16 protein-coding genes and 4 pseudogenes are annotated in these 22,424 nt (G+C 62.6%); 8 read left to right on the top strand and 12 right to left on the bottom strand.

Going from position 1 to position 22,424, the window contains the following annotated elements; all coding sequences use genetic code 11:
* Positions 1 to 444 precede the first annotated feature (444 nt).
* The 3 pseudogenes from P9273_RS30010 to P9273_RS30000 form a co-directional block, all read right to left on the bottom strand.
* Positions 445 to 676 (bottom strand): annotated as a pseudogene (locus P9273_RS30010) (IS5/IS1182 family transposase); the annotation flags it as partial.
* 86 nt (positions 677 to 762) lie between these two features.
* Positions 763 to 1,807, bottom strand: a pseudogene (gene fni, locus P9273_RS30005) (type 2 isopentenyl-diphosphate Delta-isomerase).
* An 88-nt stretch (positions 1,808 to 1,895) separates the two neighbouring features.
* A pseudogene (locus tag P9273_RS30000) lies at positions 1,896 to 2,789 on the bottom strand (terpene synthase family protein); the annotation flags it as partial.
* Positions 2,790 to 3,691: 902 nt separating this feature from the next.
* On the opposite strand from P9273_RS30000, the gene P9273_RS29995 reads away from it, so the two are divergent.
* From P9273_RS29995 to P9273_RS29980, 4 genes are read left to right on the top strand one after another with little or no spacing between them, the layout of a single operon-like run.
* Positions 3,692 to 3,988, top strand: a complete 297-nt coding sequence (locus P9273_RS29995) for a DUF2604 domain-containing protein (protein ID WP_024505654.1) — start codon at positions 3,692 to 3,694, stop codon at positions 3,986 to 3,988.
* On the top strand, positions 3,981 to 4,598 hold the full coding sequence (locus P9273_RS29990; protein ID WP_024505653.1) for a putative metal-binding protein: 618 nt from the start codon (positions 3,981 to 3,983) through the stop codon (positions 4,596 to 4,598). The genes P9273_RS29995 and P9273_RS29990 overlap by 8 nt, the downstream gene beginning before the upstream one ends.
* Entirely contained in the window at positions 4,595 to 5,083 is a 489-nt protein-coding gene (locus P9273_RS29985) for a Mov34/MPN/PAD-1 family protein (protein WP_024505652.1), read from the top strand. Before P9273_RS29990 ends, P9273_RS29985 begins: the two co-directional genes overlap by 4 nt.
* 3 nt (positions 5,084 to 5,086) lie before the next feature.
* Entirely contained in the window at positions 5,087 to 6,646 is a 1,560-nt protein-coding gene (locus P9273_RS29980) for an E2 ligase fold family C protein (protein WP_024505651.1), read from the top strand.
* Between the two features lie 206 nt (positions 6,647 to 6,852).
* Here P9273_RS29980 and P9273_RS29975 read toward each other — a convergent pair whose 3' ends face one another.
* The 7 genes from P9273_RS29975 to P9273_RS29945 all read right to left on the bottom strand — a co-directional run bounded on the left by P9273_RS29975 (position 6,853) and on the right by P9273_RS29945 (position 14,820).
* Positions 6,853 to 9,321, bottom strand: a complete 2,469-nt coding sequence (locus tag P9273_RS29975) for a S8 family peptidase (protein WP_063169237.1) — start codon at positions 9,319 to 9,321, stop codon at positions 6,853 to 6,855.
* A gap of 17 nt (positions 9,322 to 9,338) precedes the next feature.
* A complete protein-coding gene (locus P9273_RS29970; protein WP_024505649.1) occupies positions 9,339 to 10,325 on the bottom strand; it encodes an AAA family ATPase in 987 nt (328 codons plus the stop codon).
* A 355-nt stretch (positions 10,326 to 10,680) separates the two neighbouring features.
* On the bottom strand, positions 10,681 to 12,651 hold the full coding sequence (gene rlxS / locus P9273_RS29965) for a relaxase/mobilization nuclease RlxS (RefSeq protein ID WP_063169238.1): 1,971 nt from the start codon (positions 12,649 to 12,651) through the stop codon (positions 10,681 to 10,683).
* A 178-nt stretch (positions 12,652 to 12,829) separates the two neighbouring features.
* Positions 12,830 to 13,513, bottom strand: coding sequence for a lytic transglycosylase domain-containing protein (locus tag P9273_RS29960; RefSeq protein WP_024505647.1), 684 nt, complete (start codon positions 13,511 to 13,513; stop codon positions 12,830 to 12,832).
* Positions 13,501 to 14,049, bottom strand: a complete 549-nt coding sequence (locus P9273_RS29955) for a S26 family signal peptidase (protein ID WP_024505646.1) — start codon at positions 14,047 to 14,049, stop codon at positions 13,501 to 13,503. Before P9273_RS29955 ends, P9273_RS29960 begins: the two co-directional genes overlap by 13 nt.
* Positions 14,046 to 14,315 carry a helix-turn-helix transcriptional regulator gene (locus tag P9273_RS29950; RefSeq protein ID WP_024505645.1) on the bottom strand — a complete coding sequence of 90 codons (270 nt, stop codon included), beginning with the start codon at positions 14,313 to 14,315 and terminating at the stop codon, positions 14,046 to 14,048. Before P9273_RS29950 ends, P9273_RS29955 begins: the two co-directional genes overlap by 4 nt.
* 181 nt (positions 14,316 to 14,496) lie before the next feature.
* Positions 14,497 to 14,820 carry a DUF736 domain-containing protein gene (locus P9273_RS29945; protein WP_024505644.1) on the bottom strand — a complete coding sequence of 108 codons (324 nt, stop codon included), beginning with the start codon at positions 14,818 to 14,820 and terminating at the stop codon, positions 14,497 to 14,499.
* A 1,010-nt stretch (positions 14,821 to 15,830) separates the two neighbouring features.
* On the opposite strand from P9273_RS29945, the gene P9273_RS29940 reads away from it, so the two are divergent.
* The 3 genes and pseudogenes from P9273_RS29940 (at position 15,831) to groL (ending at position 18,255) form a co-directional block, all read left to right on the top strand.
* Complete coding sequence (locus P9273_RS29940) at positions 15,831 to 16,178, top strand: hypothetical protein (protein ID WP_063169239.1); 348 nt, start codon at positions 15,831 to 15,833, stop codon at positions 16,176 to 16,178.
* Between the two features lie 62 nt (positions 16,179 to 16,240).
* Positions 16,241 to 16,534 (top strand): annotated as a pseudogene (groES, locus tag P9273_RS29935) (co-chaperone GroES); the annotation flags it as partial.
* A 65-nt stretch (positions 16,535 to 16,599) separates the two neighbouring features.
* Positions 16,600 to 18,255: a chaperonin GroEL gene (gene groL, locus P9273_RS29930; RefSeq protein ID WP_063169240.1), complete on the top strand. Its 1,656-nt coding sequence runs from the start codon at positions 16,600 to 16,602 to the stop codon at positions 18,253 to 18,255.
* A gap of 157 nt (positions 18,256 to 18,412) precedes the next feature.
* On the opposite strand, the gene P9273_RS29925 is transcribed toward groL, so the two are convergent.
* Complete coding sequence (locus tag P9273_RS29925; protein ID WP_063169241.1) at positions 18,413 to 19,414, bottom strand: ArdC family protein; 1,002 nt, start codon at positions 19,412 to 19,414, stop codon at positions 18,413 to 18,415.
* A gap of 759 nt (positions 19,415 to 20,173) precedes the next feature.
* Between P9273_RS29925 and P9273_RS32460 the strand changes: the two genes are divergently transcribed.
* Positions 20,174 to 20,596 (top strand): hypothetical protein, encoded by a 423-nt coding sequence (locus P9273_RS32460; RefSeq protein ID WP_063169242.1) that lies wholly within the window; start codon positions 20,174 to 20,176, stop codon positions 20,594 to 20,596.
* A gap of 6 nt (positions 20,597 to 20,602) precedes the next feature.
* On the opposite strand, the gene P9273_RS29915 is transcribed toward P9273_RS32460, so the two are convergent.
* The gene (locus P9273_RS29915; protein WP_082826565.1) at positions 20,603 to 21,820 is read right to left on the bottom strand and encodes a cation:dicarboxylate symporter family transporter; all 1,218 of its coding nucleotides are present in this window, start codon (positions 21,818 to 21,820) and stop codon (positions 20,603 to 20,605) included.
* Positions 21,821 to 22,424 lie beyond the last annotated feature (604 nt).

Genomic DNA, 22,424 nt, shown 5'->3' with positions numbered 1-22,424 from the left:
CCTGACGCGACTATTTCCCCGCGAGTATGGCCGCTTGCTTTTCTGCATCATCTGAAAGGTCCTGCTCTAGTCGGGCCGGATGTCACCCCGGCAGAAATCATTGTGCTATTTCGACAATCTCCGAGCGATTGCCGCCGGCCCATGACGAGGTTTACCGATAGGGCGCAATATGCGTGCCAAAGGAAAAGCGGTTTAAATACACGGCAATCCGCCTATGTCGCATCCCCAACATCGTCGCACACCGGACAATGCCGGACGAAATTGTCCCGGGGCGTCAAATTGGTTTGATGGTGACCCAAGGAGTTCTGGCTTTATCTGAGGCGTTCGGCCTTTTTCGAAAGCCGGACTCTTCGCGCGTTTCCGACGGCCCGAAGCGCCTGATCAAAGCTGACGGCATTCCCGGGTCTTGGCCTTGCCACAGCAGCACCTGCTGCATCAATTCCGACGGACGCTGTAGAACACCTGCAACACACGGCCCGCAGCAATTTCTCCGGCGCAACGCTGGGGCGACCGCCTTTGGCACTGCAGGCGTACATGCCGGAAAGGATGCCGTCTAGCCGCACCAGCGCTCCATTGATCATCAGCCGGTGCGGGCACCAGGATGACCGGCTGGAACGAAATCTTCCAACCGCTTCATCGTGAACAGCTGCTCCATGAACACATCGCTCCCGTCAATCGAGCCGTCTCGCCAGGGGGATCAATAGTCTGTCTTTGGCGTAGGTATTTCAGCAGCCTGCTGTTAGCGTGCGGACGACGCCGACATCAACCGGCGGACAAATGCGACGAGGGCAACAAGCGCGCCTGACGCAACGCCGCCAGATCAGCCGAGCCCGTGCAGAAGCAGGCGACGGCCAACTGGCGGATGACGATCTCGAAATGCGCGACAACGGCCCCGGTGGACACTGTCGCCGCGCCCAGCACGCTGGCCGCCTGCCCGGCGATGTCCGCGCCCAGGCGGATGGCCTTGGCCACGTCGACGCCATCGCGGATCCCGCCCGACGCGATCAGCTTCACCGTTGGCAGCGCCCGACGCACCGCCTGCACGCTGGTCAGGGTGGAATCCCCCAATCGGCGAATGACATCGCCACTGCACGGTCGGCGGCATTGCGGGCGCGCTCGCCCTCCACTGCGGCCCAACTGGTGCCGCCGGCGCCGGCGACATCGATTACCGCCACGCCCGCCTCGACGAGCGCACAGGCACCGAGGCGGACAGGCCCGCCCCCACTTCCTTGGCCACCATCGGCACGCCCACGATGCGCGCGGCGCCAGCGATCAGCGCCAGGACGCCGCGCCAGTTCGCGGTCGCCCTCCGGCTGTACCGCTTCCTGCAGCGGATTGAGATGGACGATGAGCCCATCGGCCTCCAGCGCGTCCACCGCGCGACGCGCCAGGTCCAGGCCGTCGGCCTCCCGCAGTTGCGCGGCGCCGATATTGGCCAGCAAGGGAATGTCTGGCGCCAGGCGGCGCAGCGCGCGCGTTAGCCCCTGGGAGTTGCGGGATTGCAGGCTCACACGCTGCGAACCGCACATGGCGATCCCCAAGGCTTGCGCTGCCTCGCTCAAATGCCGGTTGATGGCCTCGGCCCGTGGCATGCCGCCGGCCATAGAGCTGATCAGCAGCGGCGCGCGCATAGCCTTGCCCAGCAGCGAGGCGCGCAGGTCGATCTGCGTCAGGTCCAACTCGGGCAGTGCGCAGTGTTCGAGATGGATGTACTCCCAGCCAGCGGCCACCGTGGCCGGCGCCGTTCGCCGATCCAGCACGATGTCCAGATGTTCGTCCTTCCCCGGCTCAGGGCGGTGTCGCTCATGCTCGCTCCATCCGTAGCAGCGGGCGACGGCGTTGCGTCGGATCGAACCGACGGCAGCGCGCCCAAGCCGCCGCCTCCGGCGCGTCCAGGCCGACGCACGCTGGCCTCCCCCTGCAGCGTCGCTGCGATAGCGGCTGGTCGAAGTCTGGTAGTACTGCGCGCGGATCGCCGCCATCGCCTCGATCAACGGTCCCCACGGCGCGGGAAAGCATTCTTCCGCCATCACCCGGTGCAGCATGCGCGTATGGCCGGCCAACTCGTCGTTGAGGAACTCAACCACAGGCATAGCCGGATAGCGCTGCAGAAGCAGGATCGCCGCGTTATCGCCGGCCGACCTGTCCTTGTCGCGTCCATGCAGATCGTTCTGCAGGCGCCCTATCACTGAGATGAGCCGCAGGACCTGGCGAAACGCTGGACGCGCGCGCAAGGTCGCCATGTCCAGCCCCCACAGCAGCGACAGGCAACAGAACACGGTCCCGTAAGCGATCGAATCGATGCCGTTGTGCAGGTACTCGGCGTAAGACCAGCGTCGCGCCCCTGCCGCCTGCGCGTGTCCGGCGCGCAGCGCCGCGCAGTAGCACCGGGTATAGTCGAGAAGCCGAGCATAGTCGTGACGATCGTAAGCGAGCGCAGCCAGCGAAGCGCGCAGCTGAGCGCAGCCCTCGAATCCGGAGAGCACGCACGGTACGCCGTGCCCCAGCGCCTGCTCCAGGGCGGCGAGCTGCTCCGGCGCGATCAGGCCAACGTCGTTGCAATCGTCTAGCCAGAACAGCAGCGCCAGTTCGCGATAGAACGCCACGATCAGCGTTTCGTCCTGCGGATCGCGGCCGGTGCGGGCGCTGGTGTCGCGCAGGCTCGGGTGAATGCGTTGCAGGATATACTGGCCGCCCCTTACCGCTTCCTCAGCATGCTCATCCGCGAAACCGGTCAGGGCACGCCCCCACTCAAGCACCTGCTGCAGCGCGCGTTCGGTCTGGATCATGGCGCCGCCCCTGCTCCCTCGGCTACGACGCGCCGCCCACAACGAAGCGCCAGCCACAACCCGGCGAGACCGCATCTCCGCGCCATAACGGCGATCGCGAAGTTATCGATCCGATTGCCAGTTGCTGATGCAAGCTCTTGTGAACGGCCGTTAGGACCGGCCCGCAGCCTCGCCGGCAGTATCGAGCAATCCGCTTGCGCCGGCTCGCCATAGCAGGCGAGGACGGCAAGGTCGCCGGCGGCAAACGCACGCGAGCACATTGCAAGCGACATCCGCGAACGCGGCGCCGACTGGTCAGCCTCCGCCTCGGTGCCCGCATATGTCCGCGAGTCGAGCAGCGCCTTCGCCACGAAATGAGCAGAACGCCTTACGAGCATCGACCGCCGGCTGCTGCGCATGCGCGATGATGAGGCATGGTCTCGCAGCGGACCCGTTCCGACAGATGCTGCACCAGGGACGAGGCGACCTTATCCAACAAGGCACCACTTGCGCTGTTTGTGGAGACGAGCGTCGGCTGCATCCATGCGGCTGCTTGAGTGGTGAAGACTCTGAACGACGGTTCCTACGGCGCTGCCGGCGCAATCGGCTGCTTGGGGGACGCGTGACGCAGTCAAAGCTCCCCTTGCCAAGCACGGAGCAGGCGAGTGAGAGAGCAGATGAATAGGCGTGTCGCCAATATTTTTGCATTGCTCTAATCGATTATAGTTGTGAGGAGCAATTTGAGACCATTTACTTGCGGCTCAAGTCACCCATAAAAGAAGGCAAGCACCGATTCGGTAGCTTATCCCCTGTCTTTCGCGTACTCGCGGCCGTGGCGCCGGGTGAACGATTGAAGACCGCCGGTCTCACTCGCAGGTGGGCGCCAGGGCGTGGGGCGGTTGGCAAGCCACAGGAGTAGGACAATGTCGAAGGATTCGGGTAAGGGCGATAATCACGGCGGCGGACCGGGCAAGATCGAGATCACGGTGGTGGTGAACGGCCAGCCCACGCAGGTCGAAGCCAATCCCAACCAGCCGCTTCACGTCATTCGTACCAAAGCCCTTGAGAACACGCAGAATGTCGCCCAACCAGCCGAGAATTGGGAATTCAAGGATGAGGCCGGCAACTTGCTCGATGTCGACAAGAAGCTTGGCGACTTCGGTTTCCCGAATACTGTGACCCTGTTCCTCAGCCTGAAGGCGGGCGTCGCAGGTGCCTAAACACCAAAGTGTGGATCCGGAGGTCTCCCGAGCGAAGTTTGATCGGGAGATCGGCCGGTTCCGGCCATATGCTGATGTCTATCGGGCTCAGGGCTGCTTCTTGATCGAGGCGACCTTTCCGCGCGCTTTCTTCATTTTCGCCAGCCCCAAGTTAAAGCCACGGGTGGTCAGCGCAGCGAGCGAGGTCGACTTCACCGACTACGACTTAAGACCACCGTCCGTGGTCTTCGTCGATCCGTTTACGCGTCATCCGATTGCCCGGAAAGATCTATACCTGAAAATGCTTAGACGTCCGCCGCTGCCCGGAACGCCGCCGGAGATGATAGGAGCTCTCATCCAGCAGAACGCCGTGCCGCTGACGGACTTCATCCAGGCCAACAGTCCCGAGGACGAACCATTCCTGTGCATGGCGGGCGTCCGGGAATACCACGACAATCCAGCCCATTCAGGTGATCCATGGCTGCTTCATCGGGGTTCTGGCGAAGGCTGTTTGGCCTTCATCCTGGACAAGATCATCAAGTACGGAATCGTTCCTATAGAGCAGTTGCAGATTCAACTCCAACCGACAATCGTAGGAATGGTGGTATCCCCTCAGGCGATACAAGAATGACTGGTTTGAGAGATGTAACGATCGTGACTCTCCCGCGCGGCTGCATCTCGACCACGCATGGGCATCTGCGCTCAGTTGGTCGCGAGGGCAATGAGGGGATGGCGCTCTGGGTCGGCGTTCAGCAAGAGCGGCACTTTGCCGTAACAGAGACGGTTATCCCGGCGCAGCGTCACATTCGGACAAACGATGGCGTTTGCGTGATCGTTGCGGCCGAAGAACTGCACCGGCTCAATGTCTGGCTCTACAAAAGCGGCCTGAAACTCTTGGCCCAGATTCACAGCCATCCGGGCCGCGCCTACCATTCGACGACGGACGACGCTTATGCGGTTGCTACCACGGTTGGGTGTCTGTCGCTGGTAGTGCCGAATTTCGCCCGCGAGCCTTTCGATTTTGCTCGGGTCGCCGCCTATCGGCTTGACGAAAAGGCCAAATGGAATGCGCTCCCTCCCGCGGCACTGTCGCGAATGATCATGATATCGAGTTGAACAATGGCATTCGCTAACTTCATCGATCGCGCCGCCACGGCGGCATCTCAGGTCCTGGCCGATTTTCATCTGGGAGACTTCAAAGCAGCTCTTGAAAAGCAGGTCGTGGCAGTCGCCTTCGACCATCAGGCCGCTTCCTGCGCCGAAGGCCAGGCGACACTAGATCTTGCGGTGAGATTGCTCGCTAGGCTCTACCCGGTTCTGGCGATACTCCCGCTGGACAGCGCGGCGAGCTCTCAAGCCCAAGCGCTGGAGCGCTTGGCAAAGTCGATCAATCCAAAAGTCGGCATCCGGCGTTCCGGCAAGTCTGCCACCGTCTGCGTCGTTGCAGGGGTAACGCGCCCATCACTCCGGTGCCCGATCTTTTTCGTGGGATCGGACGGTTGGGCGGCAAAGCTGTCGCGTACGGACCCGGTGGGCTCTGGCCCAAGTCTGCTGCCTTATGGAGCTGGCGCCGCCAGTTGCTTCGGCGCCGCCAACGTCTTTCGAACTATCTTCGCTGCCCAGTTGACCGGCGCCGAGTTGGACGAAACCATCGACCTCTCGCTATGCAGCTACGACAAGACCAAAGCCGGAGAGCCTGGCCCGATCGACTTCCCAGTCGACCTTGGCGAAACCCACCTCGTTGGGCTCGGTGCGATAGGCCATGGCTCGCTTTGGGCGCTAGCGAGACAACCCGATCTCAAAGGTCGTCTGCATGTAATCGATCACGAAGCGATCGAACTCTCAAACCTGCAGCGCTACGCATTGGCTGGCCAGGCGGAGATTGGTATGTCCAAAGCGGTTCTTGCAGCCACCGCCCTTAGATCGACTGCCCTTGAGGTCGAGGCGCACCCTCTGACGTGGGCAGAATATGTTGCGCGCCGGGGCAATTGGGTCTTCGACCAAGTGGGTGTGGCGCTTGACACCGCCGCCGACCGTCTGGCTGTCCAAGGTGCACTGCCGCGATGGATCGCAAACGCTTGGACGCAGGAGCACGATCTCGGTATCTCCCGGCATGGTTTCGATGACGGCCAGGCTTGCCTTTGTTGCATGTACCTGCCATCCGGAAAATCCAAGGACGAGCACCAGCTGATTGCCGAGGAACTCGGAATACCGGAAGCACACGAGCAGGTGAAAACGCTCCTGCAGACCAATGCCGGAGTTCCCAACGACTTTGTAGTTCGCGTGGCTACAGCGATGGCTGTGCCGTTTGAACCGCTAGCCCCGTTTGTCGGCCAGCCCCTGCGCTCCTTTTATCAGCAGGCTATCTGCGGCGGTCTGGTGTTCCAGCTTAGCGAAGGAAGTCGCCGCGTTCGAACTGTGGTTCCGATGGCCTTTCAGTCGGTGCTTGCCGGGATTATGCTTGCCGCGGATTTGGTCAAACATAGTGCGGGGTTTCCCATGAGCCCGACGACGAGCACTCGGGTGAATCTTCTGCGCCCCCTTGGCTCTCACTTGCACGATCCGAAGGCCAAGGACTCCAGCGGCCGCTGCATCTGTAGCGACGACGATTTCATTGCCGCTTACAGGCGCAAATACGGCGAGCGCGTTGATCAGGTAAGCGATGTCTCGGCCGCCTAAACAGACGCGCACCTCTCCGTAGACGCAGGGGGCGCGGCTTGTGGGCGTGACCATGGGCGCCATTATCACACGCTTGGCCCGCTCCTTTGCCGGCCTATCGTCCTCCGCGCATGATCCCTGTTGCCGACGTGATGATCCAGCACCAGCCGCCATGGCACCAGAGGCTGGTCAAACCTCCGTTGTTGGCCGATTTGGACAGTGCTGCATCAGGTCTCGACCGACGTCTCGACAGTCAGGGCTGCTTCGACGGGTGTGAAGATGTCAACATCGACCCCAGGCGCCCGCATCGTCACAATCAGGGCGTACCGAGCCAGAGCGTCGACGCGTTCCAGGTAAGGCTTCTCCTTCCACCAGCCCCCGACCGGGAACACGCCGATCGCATCACGCTCGGCGAGATCGGCGGCGCTGCCCGACCAGAAATCGGCGTGCAACGAGCCGCGATCGCGGAAGGTGCCGAGCAGCCACTCTTCTCCGCCTCCAGCAGGCGCCCCTTCCTCCTCGTCCCGAGCGGCCTGATTGATGCGGGCTCGGAATTCGTCGACTGTCTCGGTCGCTGACTTTACTCTGAACCGAAGACCATGGGACGCGTAACGATGCCGGCGGGTCCATCCGCGTTCACCGGGGTTGGGTTCGATGAAATAGGACAGCGTGACGCGGAGCTCGACCTGGGCAGCGCCGAGCGCCGCGAGCTGCTCCTTCGGCCAAGGCAGGCGATGCAGCTTCATGTCACGCGTTTTGGCAGCCGCGCCGCCCTCGCGCTGGAAAGGCTGAAGCTCATCTTCAACGATAAGCGTGAGGTCGTTCACCGTTGACAGAAGCGCGCGCCCAAGATCTGGCACGCCGTAACCATAGCGCCGCACGAGCGCCTGGATCTCGCCCTTCGCTCCGTTGCACGCATCGATGCGTGCGCGCATCGCCGGAGTCCATTCGGCCGAGTGGACGATCAGGGCGCGAACCGTTTCAGGCCACAGCTCGGGGCGCGCTGATAGAATTAGTCCCGCCATCCGTGCGGCATGGGCCGTTGCCGCGCTCGTATCTCCGAGGGTGGTGAAGTGGCGCAGTTCGGGTCGATAGAAAGTGGTCAATATCTGCAGATCGTCGATCGGCTCGCCAGGCAACACACCGTCATGGGCGAGATTGCCGCCTTCGAAGACGACCTCGGGCTTCACCGGCCACTGCCTGTCCCAAACGACCGAAGTGCGACTGCGCGGCGAGAGCTCGCCGACCGGCGCGATCGGAGCGTAGCCCGCAAAGTCGGTGTCAATGATATCGACCTTTTCTGTGAAAGCGCCGACCGTCAGCGCATTCCAGGCCTGAGAAGGATCATCGACTGCTTCCAGATCGTTGCGCGTCAAATGCTCGGCCGGCATGAGGTCATCGCCGATGTTGCCGGCAGAGAGAACGATCAAGCGTCGCTGCTCCTCTTCGAAACAGAGTTGGTCGATAGCGGCAGACCACGATGTGGGCCTTCCACGCGCCGGACTGGCGCTTGTCACAGCCATTGCGATCGCGCGGCGGCGCTCCGGCGCCTGCACCTCGGCGCGGGCGATCGCTTCCGCGGTGATCGAGCCATAGAGTTCTGGATCGTTTGCCTCGTCTTCTGGCGGAAGGATACGGACACTCTCCAGCCGAAAGGGCAATGGAACTGGATCGCCTCCGACCAGGAGCGGGACCAGATCACCGTACAGGCCGACACCTGCCATTCGCGTCCCGTGGCCGCTCCACGCAGGTGTGTCGTCGCTGCCCCATGCCGGTTTGACGGTGTGCCAGTCTTCAACGGCAAGTGCGGGTTCGATCAACGGGTGGGTGCGACGTACGCCGCTGTCGAGAATGCAGACCGCAATATCGGATTGAGGCGGTCTGACGCGCCCGAGAAGCTCGTCGCTCCAGTCCCTTTGCTCCGCGCCGCCAAGGCCCATGAAGAAGGACGGCGTATCCTTCGCGCGCCGCAGCTCGGCGACGACATCGCTGTGCGCAATCATGCGGTCGAGCATTGCCGTGCTGGCGAGTGCCAGCATGACCACCCGCTCCGGAAACCTGACCGCATGCGTGCGCAAAGTGATGTTCAGGGCTTCGGCAATGTGCTCGAAGTTCTCGCGGCGACCGTCGCGCAGCCAGACTTCCCACCACACCTGCTCGTCAGCGGCCTGGGGGAAGAGGTCGTCGTGGTCGGTAAACAACGATCGTGCAGTCGCCAGCCTGACTGTCTCCATGCGGGAGACGAGCGGCTCGTTGCGCGGTCTGCCGCGGTCAGTGTCAACGTCTCGATACGCCTCGACTTTCCGCAAATAATAGGCTTGCGCGCTTTGCGGCAGGAACACCGACGCTGTGATGGGAGCACCGGGTTGAGTTGGCTCATGGACGGCGACCAGCTCCATGTGCTGGCGACGATCGGCCAACTGGTCGAGGGCCGCCCGTCCGGACATGGGCAGATCGATCTCGAGGTAAAAGCCAGGCGTGCCGACCGACAGCTGGGGGTCACGCGCCGCAATCTGCTGGCGTGCACTTTCGACCGCTTGTTCGATGGATTGCGTCAAGGCCGCAGCATGCGACGCCCGATCACGCGCCGGCAGCGGCGGTGCATGTATAAGTTGGTTGGGCCGCCGATAGGCTTCCCGAATGCCGTTGTTGCGAAGGTGGATATGGGCGCGGTCGCGCGGAAAATCGTCTGCCATTATGATCTGTGCTGTCGCTACTCAGACAGCGAAGCCTGCCGGCGTTCCTTCAGAGCGTCGATGAGCGCTTCCGAGGTGATCCGCTTCCCCCCCCGCAATATGATGGTTTTTGCAGCGTCGTCGGCCGCGCGGGTGATCTCGGCCTGCGACAGTCTCTCTGCCTGAGAGATCGCCTCGTTCCAGGCAAGCCCTCTGGTGTCGAAGCGGTCGAGTCGAGCCCGAAGCAGCGCCTCGATAATCGGCCGATCGGGCACGGCGTATTCGATGACATCGTCGAAACGGCGGAACAAAGCTCTGTCGAGCAGCTCGGGATGATTTGTTGCCGCAATAATCAGGCTGTGGCTGTCGTCTTGCTCGAGAAACTGCAGAAACGAATTCAGCACGCGCCGAATCTCGCCAACATCCTGGCGTTCGCCTCGACGCGCGCCGATGGCATCGAATTCGTCAAAGAAGTAGACGCCCCGCGTCGCCTGCATTGCATCAAAAACAAGCCGCAGCTTTCCGGCAGTCTCTCCCATGAACTTGGTGATCAAACCATCGAGGACGATCATGAAAAGGGGCAGATGAAGCTCCCCGGCCAATGCCGATGCGGTCATCGTCTTGCCTGATCCTGGCGGGCCGACCAGAAGCAGTTTGCGACGGGGAACAAGCCCGTGCTCGCGCAAGCTTGCTTGTTGGCGCTGCTCTCCCAGCACGCGGTGCAGGCGCGAGCGCAGACTGTCCGGCAAAATCATGTCCGTCAGTCGCAGGTCCGGATAGCGCACATGCAGGAGGCCTGCGAGTTCGCCCTTTGGCTGAAAAAGGGGAACCGGCCGACTGCTCTTGGCAATCCGGGCGTCCCTGCTCTTGGCTGCGTCGACCAGATCCTTGAGCTCCTGAGCAAGCTTGCCATGGCCTTGACGTGCCTCATGCGCAGCAAGCTGCATCGCGATAGAGAGGAAACGATCCTCGTCGCCGGCAATGTGGCTTTTAAGCAGCGTCACGATATGGCGGGCCGTGGTCATGGCTCTCTTCTGGGGTATCCGTTTACTTGGCGAAGCGCATGCAACCTAAACGCTTTCAACGGCGATTTGTAACGCGCAATGGTGTTTTTTCTCTTGTCGATGTTCGCCCGTGGCAACTTCAGCGGTGAACTGTTGCGCCGCGGTCATAGGCCAGCCGGAATAACGCCGGCCAGCAGACAACAGTCCGCATCTTCGAGCGCTCGAAGTCTGGCCACTCACGCAGCGTGTCGGGTCCGAACGCTCCAAAGCCGCCCCGCCTGGCAGGTCCATGCGACCGATTGCGGGCGTGCGGCCATAAGGTCTACGCGGGCTCGCATGGCTGCCCGCGCCGCTGGCTAAAAAGCTGTACACCATCTCACGAAACACCAGGTCCGCTCCTTTGCCGGCCGACGGTCCATGAAATCCCCTCCCCACTCACGACACCGGAGACCTCCTTGCCCACATGGCGCTCAAGCACCGGCCGCCATGGCACCAGCGTGAACTCGCGCGACTTTTCAACGACGGCATATTTTCCGCTGGCAAGCTCGACGGAGCGGCGGAGCGTACCCTCTACTCGTCCTCCGAATCGCGCTTCGGCATAGGGCAGGCCAAGTTCCTCCGACAGTTGGCCAGCAACACGGTTCAGTTCTCGCTGGCGCAGGATCGAAAGCATGTTGGCTCGATAGACGATCCCATCCTGTTCTTTATGCGCGAGGCCTTGCGCGATCAGCCACTGCCGCCGGCGAGCTTGCGCCTCTCTCACGTCGCGGCCGAAGCCGGATCCGTGCAAAGGCTCGGGTCTATCGGCAACCAGCTCCCGGTCGAGCCAGGTGGCGCCGTTGAAGCTGACCTGTCGCTCCAGCGCCATTGAGGAGAGCTTGTCGGCAACGACAGGCTCGGCCCTGGCCCGCTGGCCCTCATAATTCGCGACGCGATCGAGATGGTCCGGCGCGATGAGCCAGGTGCCGTTCGGCTCTCGCTCAACGCCGCCGGTCGCGCGGCGGATCGCCTCCAGCCGCCGCACATGCGTTCGCGCAAAGCTCTCGGTGGCGGATGGGTCATGCTTCAGGTGCATATCGACGTCGTAACGGCCGCCATGCGCGGCGGCGATTTCGGCGATGGTACGATCGACCTGCCTCGGCTCGGTGTTCCTTGGCGCGACACGCACGATGCAGCCATTAGGCATCGTTTCCATCGCCTCGCCTCTACCGATGTTGATCCAATGGCTCTTACCGTCGACGGCGTCGACGATCATGTAATGGCGGTCATTGATCTCGTCGGCCAGTCCACGCGCGACAACGCGACCGACGAGAGACTGGACGGGCTCGCCGGATCGATCGTGGATCACCCAGTCGGCGGCCCTGCGGGCAAGCCCCTTGCCGGTCAGTTCGCGGTGCATGGTCTTGATGATGTCGCCGCGTTCGCCGGTGCGGCGCAGCGTGGCTTCGAGCTCATCGTCGAGGCGCCAGGAGCCAGCGCCGACCTCCGCGGCCAGACCCATCCGCTCGAGCTTGCGCAGCCGTCCCTGGTGCAGCGTCTGGCGAATGGCGTCGGGACCGCCCGGCGAGACCAGGCCGTCATCATCACGCATGCTGAGCAGCCGACGGTCGATGCTGGTGAAGCGTTCCTGCTCCATTTCCCGGCGCAGGCGAAGCTCAATCTCGCGGTCGGTTCGCGGACCGAGATCGAGGCTGACCAGCTCGGCCGCCCGCTCGCGGATGCCAGATGAGATATATTCGCGCGCGATGACCAGGTTCTCGCCACGGTCGTCCCTGCCACGGACGATGATGTGGCTGTGCGGGTGGCCGGTGTTGAAATGATCGACCGCGACCCAGTCGAGCTTCGTGCCGAGGTCTTCCTGCATCTGCGCCATGAGCCGCCGCGTCAGCGCCTTGAGGTCGTCGTACTCGATGCCGTCTTCGGCAGCGACGATGAAGCGGAACTGATGGCGGTCGCCGTCCGCGCGATCGATGAACGCCTTGCCGTCGACGCGGCCGCTGTCGGCGCCGTAGAGCTCGCCAGGTTCACCTTCGCGGGTGACCCCGTCGCGCTGAAGATAGCGTAGATGGGCACGCGCCCCGTCCGCGCCCTTGCCGGCGAGCTTGACGACCCGCGCCTTGACGATCACCCGGCGCTGGCGGAAGGCGGCATACCGGTCGCGCGATTTCAGCAGTGCGGCGGCCGCCCCGCCGCGCCCTGTCCGGCTTCCTGTGAAGCGACCACCGCGTTGCGGCCGGCCGCCAGCCCGGTTGATCGCCGCACGAACCTGGCCGGCATAGCGTTTGCCGGCCTTCGAGCCGCGCGACCCGATTTTGCCGAGCTTCGGCCTGAACTCGTCATCCTTAATGCGAGCCTCCCAGACATATCAAGCAAAATCAGACACTTACACGTCAAACCCTCTTGGCACCGGCGGCAGCCTCCCGGAAAAACGATGTGCAGACAAAGATTTAACCGCCTCCTGGAGGCGGTACCTTTATCTTGCCTTCCGCGCCCAGCCCCGCCAGACGCGCCCCCGTCCGCCATGGCTAACGCACCGGCTCCTTCGGCTGCGCGCCGTCCTTGCCGAGCGGCACGAAGAGATCGCCGTTTCGCACGCCTGAGTGAACACCGTCATGAATGAAGAACAGCGACCGTCCGAGAGGAGCGATTTGCGCCTTTGGAGCGACAGATTGGCTTTCGAACGCCTCGATGTCGGCCGCCGAAACTCCGGCCGCCTTGAGTTGGTCGAGGTACTCGACGGTCTCTTCTGGCAGCGGTTTGCCACGCTTCAAATGCTCGTCGTAGCGCTCGGGACCGGCATTGTAGGCGCCAAACAGGCCAGGAAATCCGAAGCGGTCATACATGGCACTGAGATAGGCCGTGCCGGCCAGGATATTGTCGCGCGGATCGTGGGGGTTAGGCCCAAGGCCGTGTTCGACCCGCATCTCTTCATAGGTGCCGGGCATCACCTGCATGAGGCCCATGGCGCCAGCGGGGGAGGTGATGGGGCGGCCGCCGCGCATTGTCTTGCCGCCGCTTTCGGCAGCCATGACGGCATAGATCCAGGCTTGGGGAATATGGAAGCGCCGGCTTGCTTCCGATACCAACGTCTGCCACTTTCGCAGCTGCGGACTTTGGGAGATGGCGACCGGCTCAGCGCCGGTCGAGGCGGAACAGGCGCATGGCGCAATGGCGATCATGCCCAACAAGAGGAGGGTCACTCGGTCCATAGTGGTACGAGCCTCCCGATGACATTTTGAGTGGGAACAGGCCCGAAATAGCGGCTGTCGAAGGAGCGGTTTTTGTCGCTGCCGAGCAGGAAAACCTCGTTATCCCCGAGCGCTCGGCAGCCGTTCCACCATGGCAAAGGTCGGCCTTCGGCGTCGATTTTGAGCCGGCGCGCGACGATGTCGCCGCCGATGATGATGGCGTCATTGAAGGCGCAGACATTATCGTCCGGCAGCGCTGCAAGACGTTTTGCCAGCGGCACATTGCGAGGCAGATAGCTGCGCTCGGCGGCGAGATACGCCGCGTATTCAGGCGGGCGCACGAGCACGAGATCGCCACGCGCCAGCGCTCCCGCAGCGATGCGGTAAAGGCCGATCGGCGCGCTGGCCGAGGCGTTCCAGACCAGCCAAGGGGCGGGCTTTCCCAGCGCCGTGAAGCCCAAAAGACCGAGACCGGCCGCGGCCAAGGCGACCGTCTTACGGGCTCGAACACGCCTCAGGCGGCTGCCGATCAGATGGATGGAAGGGCGCCGCCTCATGAACGGCCTCCCGTGCCGCCCTGGCCGGAACCGGCCTTGCCATCGCCGGCGATGGAGTGCTGCGGGTGTCCTTTCGACCAATGGTCGAGTTCGTCGATGTGATAGCGGACATAGCGGCCGTGCTTGCGGAATTTCGGGCCGCCGCCCTTGAGCCGCATCTTTTCGAGCGTGCGCTGGGAGAGCCCGATATAGAAGGCGGCTTGGGCTGTGCTGAGAAACGGGCTGCCCTTTTTCGCGCGGGCCGCGCGTTCGTTTTCGTCGTCCATGATGATCCTCGTTTCGCTTCGGACAAGCGAGGGCGAGGATGGGCGAGGGAGATCGTCTCGGGGACGGGCGAAGAGTCGGGGGAGAGTTTTCGCCGCCCTTTAGGGCGGACGGGGTTTGGGTGGAACTCCTGGGAATGAGCCCCGCGCCGGGGCTGCGGCGCGAGGCTCTTATCTCGGCCGGTCAGTCGGCCGGGTTCCAGATGATGGCGTAGGTGTCGTGATCGTCCTGGCCGGCGGCTCGGCCGAGATTGGCGTAGAGCTTGCGCGGTCCGAACTCCGGCGCTGCAATCGACAGGCTCACATAATCCTTGCCGGAAGTCTCGCCGGTGCGGATCCAGCCAGCGCCGACTTCGACCCCTTGCGTAAGCACCCGGAAGTCGGGATGGTTATCGGCGCTCTTGGCCTGGTTGGGGACGATATCGATGTCGGCGCGGACGCTGAGCGTCTTGAACTGGCCCTTGTAGGCGCCGTTTTCCTGCTTGTTGACGTAACCGATCGCGGTCATTTCGAAGTCTCCTTTTGTGGTTTCGCCGGGGACCATCCCCTGCGATGGCGCACCGTAATGGGCGCGTCAGGACCGCCTGAATCCGACAGGGCCGCAGCGACAGTGAAGGACCCGAGCGGGCAGCTTTTTTGTGAGCGAAGCGGCGCGAGGAAGCCGCCGCAGGCGGCGGGGAAAAAAGCTGATGGCGCGAGGGTTTCGGGCGGCCGGACCCGCCCATAGGTCGACAAGCCAGCCGCAGGGATGGTCCTTGGAGAGAGCATGGAGACCGCTCGCCAAGTGCGGTCTGTCAGCCAAGCAGGACGCCGGGATGAAACGGCCTGCAAAGATGCTGCGCCCTTATGCCGGATCGAGATCGTGCCAGCGGGTCGGGCGCCAGAGCAGACATCCGGCATGGTGCGATCTATGAAAGCAGGGCTCGCCAGCGGGAATTTGATACGCGAGGGGGCCAAAGTAAGGCTGGATGAGAAGCCGGTGCTACCTGCAGGTCCAGTGTCATGTGGCGGCGCTCGGGAAACCGCTACGCAATGTAACGCGCTCTTATGAGGCGAACAGACCGGCCCCAAAACCGATCGACCGGTGGTCGGCGCGAAACGCGTCATGCCTGTCCGAAAGCTGACAGTGGCAGAAGACGCATGTCGGGTTCCGCACAATTGACCATGCTGGATTTGTGAGGTTTTCAGGGAGAGCCATGCGTTCACTTCCCAGTGAGCTTTGGCACGGCATTTGCTCTTGATGTGGCAACACGGATCGAAGGTTGACTGCATGCACAAGCGCGAGATGAGCAATGCTCTCCTTTCCTGGAGGCTTGGCAGCAGATTCGATTTGACGTTGCGAGGAGCTTCAGCCGCTCGCGGCGGAAGTGATCTCAAATCTGAAGGCACCGTTGGGGCCGCAGCCATCAAACACATCTTTCTCTTTTTCGCAGCTCGTCTTCAACGCGATGCGGACTTCTTCGCGTCGACGGCGGCCGAAGGTGGAGAAGGGGCTCGACTTGCAAAAAGGAGTTGTCAATGACGTCTTACGTTCGCACCAACAGCCCGGCGCAGGTGCGCTCACTGTCCACCTTTGGCAAGCATCTGCAAAGGAGCGTGCTGACGGCGACGCTGCTTGCCGCGGCTTCGACGGGAAGTGAAGCGCAGCCCTATGTTCGTGCTGACGGCAGCACGACTGACGACTTGGAAGCGGCGCGAGCAAGTTGGCGTCATGACGCCGAATTCAATGGAAATGTGGGGCTCGCAGCCATCAACGCGGATGCCGCGTATGCGTTGGGTTCCACCGGGGAGGGGGCCAGAGCTCCTCGCCTGCCCTCGTCCGTCTTGACGAGTGCCCGCTTACAGCCTACCTCACTATCGCGTTAGCACTCGTCCATCGCGAGTGCTAACAAAAACCCCTCAACAGCGCACCAGGGAAAAATCCGAAAATGGCAAAGTCGAAGTTCCGCCCGCTGCATGACCGCGTGGTCGTTCGCCGGGTCGAATCCGAATCCAAGACCGCTGGCGGGATCATCATCCCCGACACGGCAAAGGAAAAGCCGCAGGAAGGCGAGATCATCGCTGTCGGCTTCGGCGCTCGTGACGAAGCTGGCAAGCTGGTCCCGCTGGACGTCAAGGCCGGCGACCGCATCCTGTTCAGCAAGTGGTCGGGCACGGAAGTCAAGCTCAATGGCGAAGACCTTCTGATCATGAAGGAATCCGACATCATGGGCATCATCGGCTCATATCAGGCCCTTTCGTCAACTGAATTCCCGGGCTCGATTGAAGCCCCTGCCAGGAGCTAAAAATGGCTGCCAAAGACGTAAAATTCTCCCGCGATGCCCGCGAGCGCATGCTGCGCGGTGTCAACATCCTCGCTGACGCGGTGAAGGTCACGCTCGGCCCCAAGGGCCGCAACGTGGTCATCGACAAGTCGTTCGGCGCCCCGCGCATCACCAAGGACGGCGTCACCGTCGCCAAGGAAATCGAGCTTGAGGACAAGTTCGAAAACATGGGCGCGCAGATGGTCCGCGAAGTTGCTTCGAAGACCAACGACATCGCTGGCGACGGCACCACGACCGCGACCGTTCTGGCGCAGTCGATCGTCCAGGAAGGCCACAAGGCCGTTGCCGCCGGCATGAACCCGATGGACCTGAAGCGCGGCATCGACCTCGCGGTAACCGACGTCGTTGCGACCCTGATCAAGAACGCCAAGAAGATCAAGACCTCCGAAGAGGTTGCCCAGGTCGGCACCATCGCCGGCAACGGCGATGCTTCGGTCGGCAAGATGATCGCCGAAGCGATGCAGAAGGTCGGCAACGAAGGCGTCATCACGGTTGAGGAAGCCAAGACCGCCGAGACCGAACTCGAAGTCGTCGAAGGCATGCAGTTCGACCGCGGCTACCTCTCGCCCTACTTCGTCACCAACGCCGACAAGATGGTTGCCGAACTCGAGGACGTCTACATCCTCCTGCACGAGAAGAAGCTGTCCAACCTCCAGGCCATGCTGCCGGTTCTCGAAGCCGTCGTGCAGACCTCGAAGCCGCTGCTCATCATCTCGGAAGACGTCGAAGGCGAGGCTCTGGCCACGCTGGTCGTCAACAAGCTGCGTGGCGGCCTGAAGATCGCCGCCGTCAAGGCGCCGGGCTTCGGTGATCGCCGCAAGGCCATGCTGGAAGACATCGCCATCCTCACCGGTGGCCAGGTCATCTCGGAAGACCTCGGCATCAAGCTCGAGAACGTCGGCCTCAACATGCTCGGCCGCGCCAAGAAGGTGTCGATCTCCAAGGAGAACACCACCATCGTCGACGGCGCCGGCAAGAAGGCCGAGATCCAGGGCCGCGTTGCCCAGATCAAGCAGCAGATCGAAAAGACCACTTCGGACTACGACAAGGAGAAGCTGCAGGAACGTCTGGCGAAGCTCGCCGGCGGCGTTGCGGTGATCCGCGTCGGCGGTGCGACGGAAGTCGAAGTCAAGGAAAAGAAGGACCGCGTCGATGACGCCCTCAACGCGACCCGCGCGGCCGTCGAAGAAGGCATCGTTGCTGGTGGTGGCGTCGCGCTGCTGCGCGCTTCGGCCAACATCAAGGCCACCGGCGTCAATGCCGACCAGGCCGCCGGCATCAACATCGTGCGTCGTGCGCTGCAGGCTCCGGCCCGCCAGATCGCGGCCAACGCCGGTGCGGAAGCATCGATCGTTGCCGGCAAGATCCTTGAGAACAAGGGCGCGACCTTCGGCTACAACGCCCAGACCGGCGAGTATGGCGACATGATCGCCATGGGTATCGTCGATCCGGTCAAGGTTGTCCGTACGGCTCTTCAGGACGCGGCCTCGGTCGCCGGCCTGCTGGTCACCACCGAAGCCATGATCGCGGAGGCTCCGAAGAAGGAGTCGGCTGGCGGCGGCATGCCTGGCGGCATGGGCGGCGGCGGCATGGGCGGCATGGGCGGCATGGATTTCTAATCCAGCTCTGGCAGCTTTCGCAACGAGAGGGCGGCATCAATGCCGCCCTCTTTTTTTGCGAACCTCGGTCCGATGAACGATCGACGCCAACGCCGGCCATCGGCGTTAGGGCAACCTCAAAAGAACTGTCGAGTTGGTTGCGCGCGGCTTTGCGTCATCAGAGGCGCAAGGCGGTCGCGTGTGAGGATTGCGCGCTCCCATAGGCGGTTTCGGCATGTGCCTCGCCTTCGACATCGACATTGCGGCCAAGCAGGAAATCGGCGGCTTTCGAGGCATGGCTTGCGGCGCGGAAGATGGCGCGGTTGTCCTCGCGCAAAACCGTCAGCCATGAGCCGATGTAGTCGGCATGGCGCACGGTCGGCTCGATGCCGAGACTGCTGCAGATGAAGGCTGATGCGATTTCGGCGACCAGTTCCTCGCGCGCATAGGTGTTGGACCCGAAGGAGCCGGACAGGTCGCGCGCGAGTCGCCTCGGGTGGCCGGTCCAGTGGCCAAGCTCGTGAAAGCAGGTCCGGTAATAGTCGATCTGGTGGAAGAAAGCCGGCTGCGGCGGCACCTGTATGGTGTCGCTGCCGGGCATGTAGAAGGCGCGCTCGCCGCCGACGCGAAAATCAGCGCCGGTTGCATGAATGAGCGCCTCGGCCTGCGGGACCATCTCGCGCTCAGGCAGAGGCTCGCCGGCGGCGTAAAGATGTTCGGGCAGATTATCGCACTGCGCGACATTGAAGACGGTGAAGCGCTTCAGGAAGGGCACCGCCTGCGGTTCGTCGCCATCGGTGTCGGCGCGTTGCTTTTCGTTCTTGGGAACAAAGCGGTCAGCGTGAACGATGGTGGTGCCGTGCTCGCCCTTCCTGACATTGCCGCCAAGCGAAAGCGCCTGCCGGAAGGTGAGCCAGTTCTGGCTGGGGAAACCGCGCTCGATGACCGCGCCCCACAGGATCAGGATATTGATGCCGGAATATCGGCGCTGGGTGGCCGCATTCCGCGGCAGGCCGAGGCCTGTCCTTGCCCTGCCCCACGGCTTGACCCATGGCACGGTGCCGCGCTCCAGTTCGGCAATGATGCGGTCGGTGATTTCCTGATAAAGGCTGGCGCCGGTGCGCCCGCCGCTGTCTGCGCCAGCCTGTCGGCTGCCGCAACGTTTGTTGTTTGCACGCATCGTGATGTCCTCCGCTCTACAATCGCGCGCCCTCCCCGGAAGCGGGGTGGGCGGCAAAAGCGACCGGAAAGGCCCGCCGTCGGAGGCGGACTGCATCAGCAGGACCGGAACGGAGTGGAGGACCCGAAAGCGACAAGCGAAGGGTTGCGGGACGCCGCGGCGGGCCTAGAAGGGAGTGCTGCCCACCCTGCGCCAGGGGGAAGGCCACAATAGAAAGACGCCGGCCGACAGGCCGGCGACCGTCAGCAGCCGAAGGCTGCCCCGCGCCAGGGGGCGATGCCGCAGGGCCAAGACCGCCTGAGCTTGCCGAAGAAAAGCGGGCTCGGTTCACGAGCACCCGGCCAGCGACTTCAGGCGCGGGCGCTCAGGATTGTTGTTGGCGCCCACGGCAGCTGGATGACCGCAACAAGATTACGAGGAGCGACAGCAAAGCCAGCTGCCACAAACGGCACGCTCCGGCAACAACAGCGTGGCCGGTCTACAGATGCTGCCCCGCACGAGAGCCAGCACGCTTTGAGCGCGCATCGGCGATGCAAGCGTTGCAAGCTGGCCATGTCCACAAGGTCGGCGACCACTATATCGCCGACCACCAACGCGGGCGTACCGTCTAAGTGCAGACCTTTCGCGAGTGCGCGGACGCGCGCATTTCATCTGCGATGGCCGGATCTTGCATTCCCGCTTGAGCTGCTCAACGTCAAGGCCTACACGCGCTGCGATCTTGAGAGTGACCCTTCAACTGGGGGAAATCATAAGGGCGCGGTGGAATTCGTCGAACTTTCCCTGTTTTCTCGAGGCGAGTGCGGCGAAGGCTGGGAATTGGGAATCCGGTCCCAGGACCGGGAACTGTTTGATCACAAGCTTCAGATTGGGCTCATGCTTGAAGGCTTTTTGGTAGTTGATATCAGCCAGTCTGCAATGCGGACAGTTGTGGTAGTCATTGAATATGACCAGAACGGCATCGCCTTGCGGGTTGCCGGCGATTGGCGAAGGAGATCGTTGTCGAATGCGCCGCTCCACTTTTGCCTGTCGGTCGACCACGCCTGCCGGTGCAGGTTCGCGCTATATTGGCTCGCCAGCAAGGCGAGGAGTAAAAGAAGAGCTGCGACAGTGATGGCAGTCGGCTTAGACATGAGTCTCCAATCCATGGACGGCGTGGCAGCAACGGCCGCCTTTTTGGTGTAAAATGGGTCAGTTTTGATCGTGCCCCGCAGTTGCTACAGGCGCACAGGTGCCGGTGCGATCTGGCGGTTTCTCAAATACGGCTTTGCGCCATCGGGTCCACCCCAATAGCTGAGCGTCGTTCGCACGGGGAATTGTGTTCACCACGCCGGGCGACTTGACCGTCCACCGCCAGAGCGCTGAACGGTCCGCTAGTGAGGCGCTCCCCGAATCGTCGTTTATCCCGCTCGCCCCGGACCGGGTGACAGCCAGCGTTGCCGCTACGCTGCGGAGAAAAACCGTCAGCGCGTGGCATTCGGACATAAGCTGATCGACGCCAAGAATAAGCCCCACGGAGGTGACCGGTGCGGCCGGAACAAGAAAGAGCGTTGCAGCCATTGTGACGAGGCCTGCACCGGTAATGCGGGTTGTTCCGTTCGAAGGGAACAATGCGACAAACAGCATGAGGATCCGGCAGCCGATCGGGAGATCAGTTTTCGTCGCTTGGGCGATGAAAAGGGCGGCGAGCATCATATTCGTGCCGTCCAGATTGAATGGAATGAGACCCACGACCGAATGCGTGGCGCCGGCCTTTTCCATCTTCTCCATGAGCGAGGCCAGCGCGGCCTCTGAGGAGGACATTGCGAGCAGCAGCTCGTCCTTGATGTATCGGACGAGAGAGAAGAGCGAGCGGCCGTTGTAGCGGCAGACCGCGCCGAACAGGATCGAGAGGAACAGGACCGAGAGGAACAAGACTTGCAGGATGTCGCCTTCCGCGAAGGCACTGGCAATCGTTGACGGGATGATGTTCATCAGGAAGCTGGTCACGGACTGCTCGTGAGCCGTGGCCACATAGCCCTTAACGGCTTCGACATCGAGCGAGGCCGGATCGATGTTGAGGCCGGCGCCAGGCTGAACGATATTCGCGACAATCAGCCCGACAAGGAGTGCTAGCGTCGAGAAGGTAAGGAAATAAACCATCGCCTTGGCGGCAACTCGGCCGACCTTCTGCAGATCGCTCATGCCGGCAATGCCGGTCGCCATTGTCAGGAAGATGACAGGTACGGTGATTATCTTGACGACATCGACGAAGGCATCGCAGAGCGGCTTCAGGCTGTGGCCGGTCTCCAAATGGAAATAGCCGATTGCGGCACCCAGGATTATGGCGGCAAGTACCTGCACGTAGGTCCGGGCAAAATGGCGCTTGCGGGGCGCTAAGATCGCGCGGGGAACTCTTGGAACCAACACCGTCTCTCTCCTTGACCGGATCGGGGTGGGGCTCCTCCCTCTCCCATGCAGTGCTCCGGTCGAACGCTGCGCCCACTTCGGCGCAAACGATGTGCCAAATAGCAAGAGGGGAAAACGCGCAGGACCTCACGCAATGCTTGCGATTCGCTCTCCCACACTCGTGCAGTGGTTGCCTGTCGCAACTATGGAAGGGTCGATTCTGGGAACTCCAAAGGCCGCTCTTTGCGTCGACGCAGCTTGGCTGCCTGGAAGGTTCCCTCTTTGCCTTGCGGTCTGCGAGCTGGGTCCAGATGGTCATCATTTGGCTGCGCGCTGCACGGGGCTCGAAAGATTCAATCGAGGACGGGTCCTCTTGGAAAACGGGGGCAGCGTTGGTCAAGCCCTTCCACCCTGCTGTCCCAATGGTGTTCAGAAGCTCAGTTCACGATCAAGCGATGGATCAGCGTCATCTGGCGTTTGCGCCATCGCGGCGGCGTTGCAACGGGTCTGCCAAAGATGAGCAGGCCGCGAGGCAGGGTCCGAGACCTAGACTCCAACCTCATAGCGCGCTCGGCTCGCGTTCGGAAGGTTCGAACCGCAGCACGATCAGGTGGCGACACCGTTG

Origin of the sequence: Mesorhizobium sp. WSM4935 (assembly GCF_029625735.1) — a bacterium.
Lineage (GTDB): Bacteria > Pseudomonadota > Alphaproteobacteria > Rhizobiales > Rhizobiaceae > Mesorhizobium.
This window is presented reverse-complemented; position numbering and strand designations above follow the sequence as displayed.

Coding starts and splice junctions, on each gene's coding strand:
- P9273_RS29995 (WP_024505654.1), top strand. CDS start 3,692: ATGTCGAAGGATTCGGGTAAGGGCGATAATCACGGCGGCGGACCGGGC.
- P9273_RS29985 (WP_024505652.1), top strand. CDS start 4,595: ATGACTGGTTTGAGAGATGTAACGATCGTGACTCTCCCGCGCGGCTGC.
- P9273_RS29980 (WP_024505651.1), top strand. CDS start 5,087: ATGGCATTCGCTAACTTCATCGATCGCGCCGCCACGGCGGCATCTCAG.
- P9273_RS29975 (WP_063169237.1), bottom strand. CDS start 9,321: ATGGCAGACGATTTTCCGCGCGACCGCGCCCATATCCACCTTCGCAAC.
- P9273_RS29970 (WP_024505649.1), bottom strand. CDS start 10,325: ATGACCACGGCCCGCCATATCGTGACGCTGCTTAAAAGCCACATTGCC.
- P9273_RS29960 (WP_024505647.1), bottom strand. CDS start 13,513: ATGGACCGAGTGACCCTCCTCTTGTTGGGCATGATCGCCATTGCGCCA.
- P9273_RS29955 (WP_024505646.1), bottom strand. CDS start 14,049: ATGAGGCGGCGCCCTTCCATCCATCTGATCGGCAGCCGCCTGAGGCGT.
- P9273_RS29950 (WP_024505645.1), bottom strand. CDS start 14,315: ATGGACGACGAAAACGAACGCGCGGCCCGCGCGAAAAAGGGCAGCCCG.
- P9273_RS29945 (WP_024505644.1), bottom strand. CDS start 14,820: ATGACCGCGATCGGTTACGTCAACAAGCAGGAAAACGGCGCCTACAAG.
- P9273_RS29940 (WP_063169239.1), top strand. CDS start 15,831: ATGACGTCTTACGTTCGCACCAACAGCCCGGCGCAGGTGCGCTCACTG.
- groL (WP_063169240.1), top strand. CDS start 16,600: ATGGCTGCCAAAGACGTAAAATTCTCCCGCGATGCCCGCGAGCGCATG.
- P9273_RS29925 (WP_063169241.1), bottom strand. CDS start 19,414: ATGCGTGCAAACAACAAACGTTGCGGCAGCCGACAGGCTGGCGCAGAC.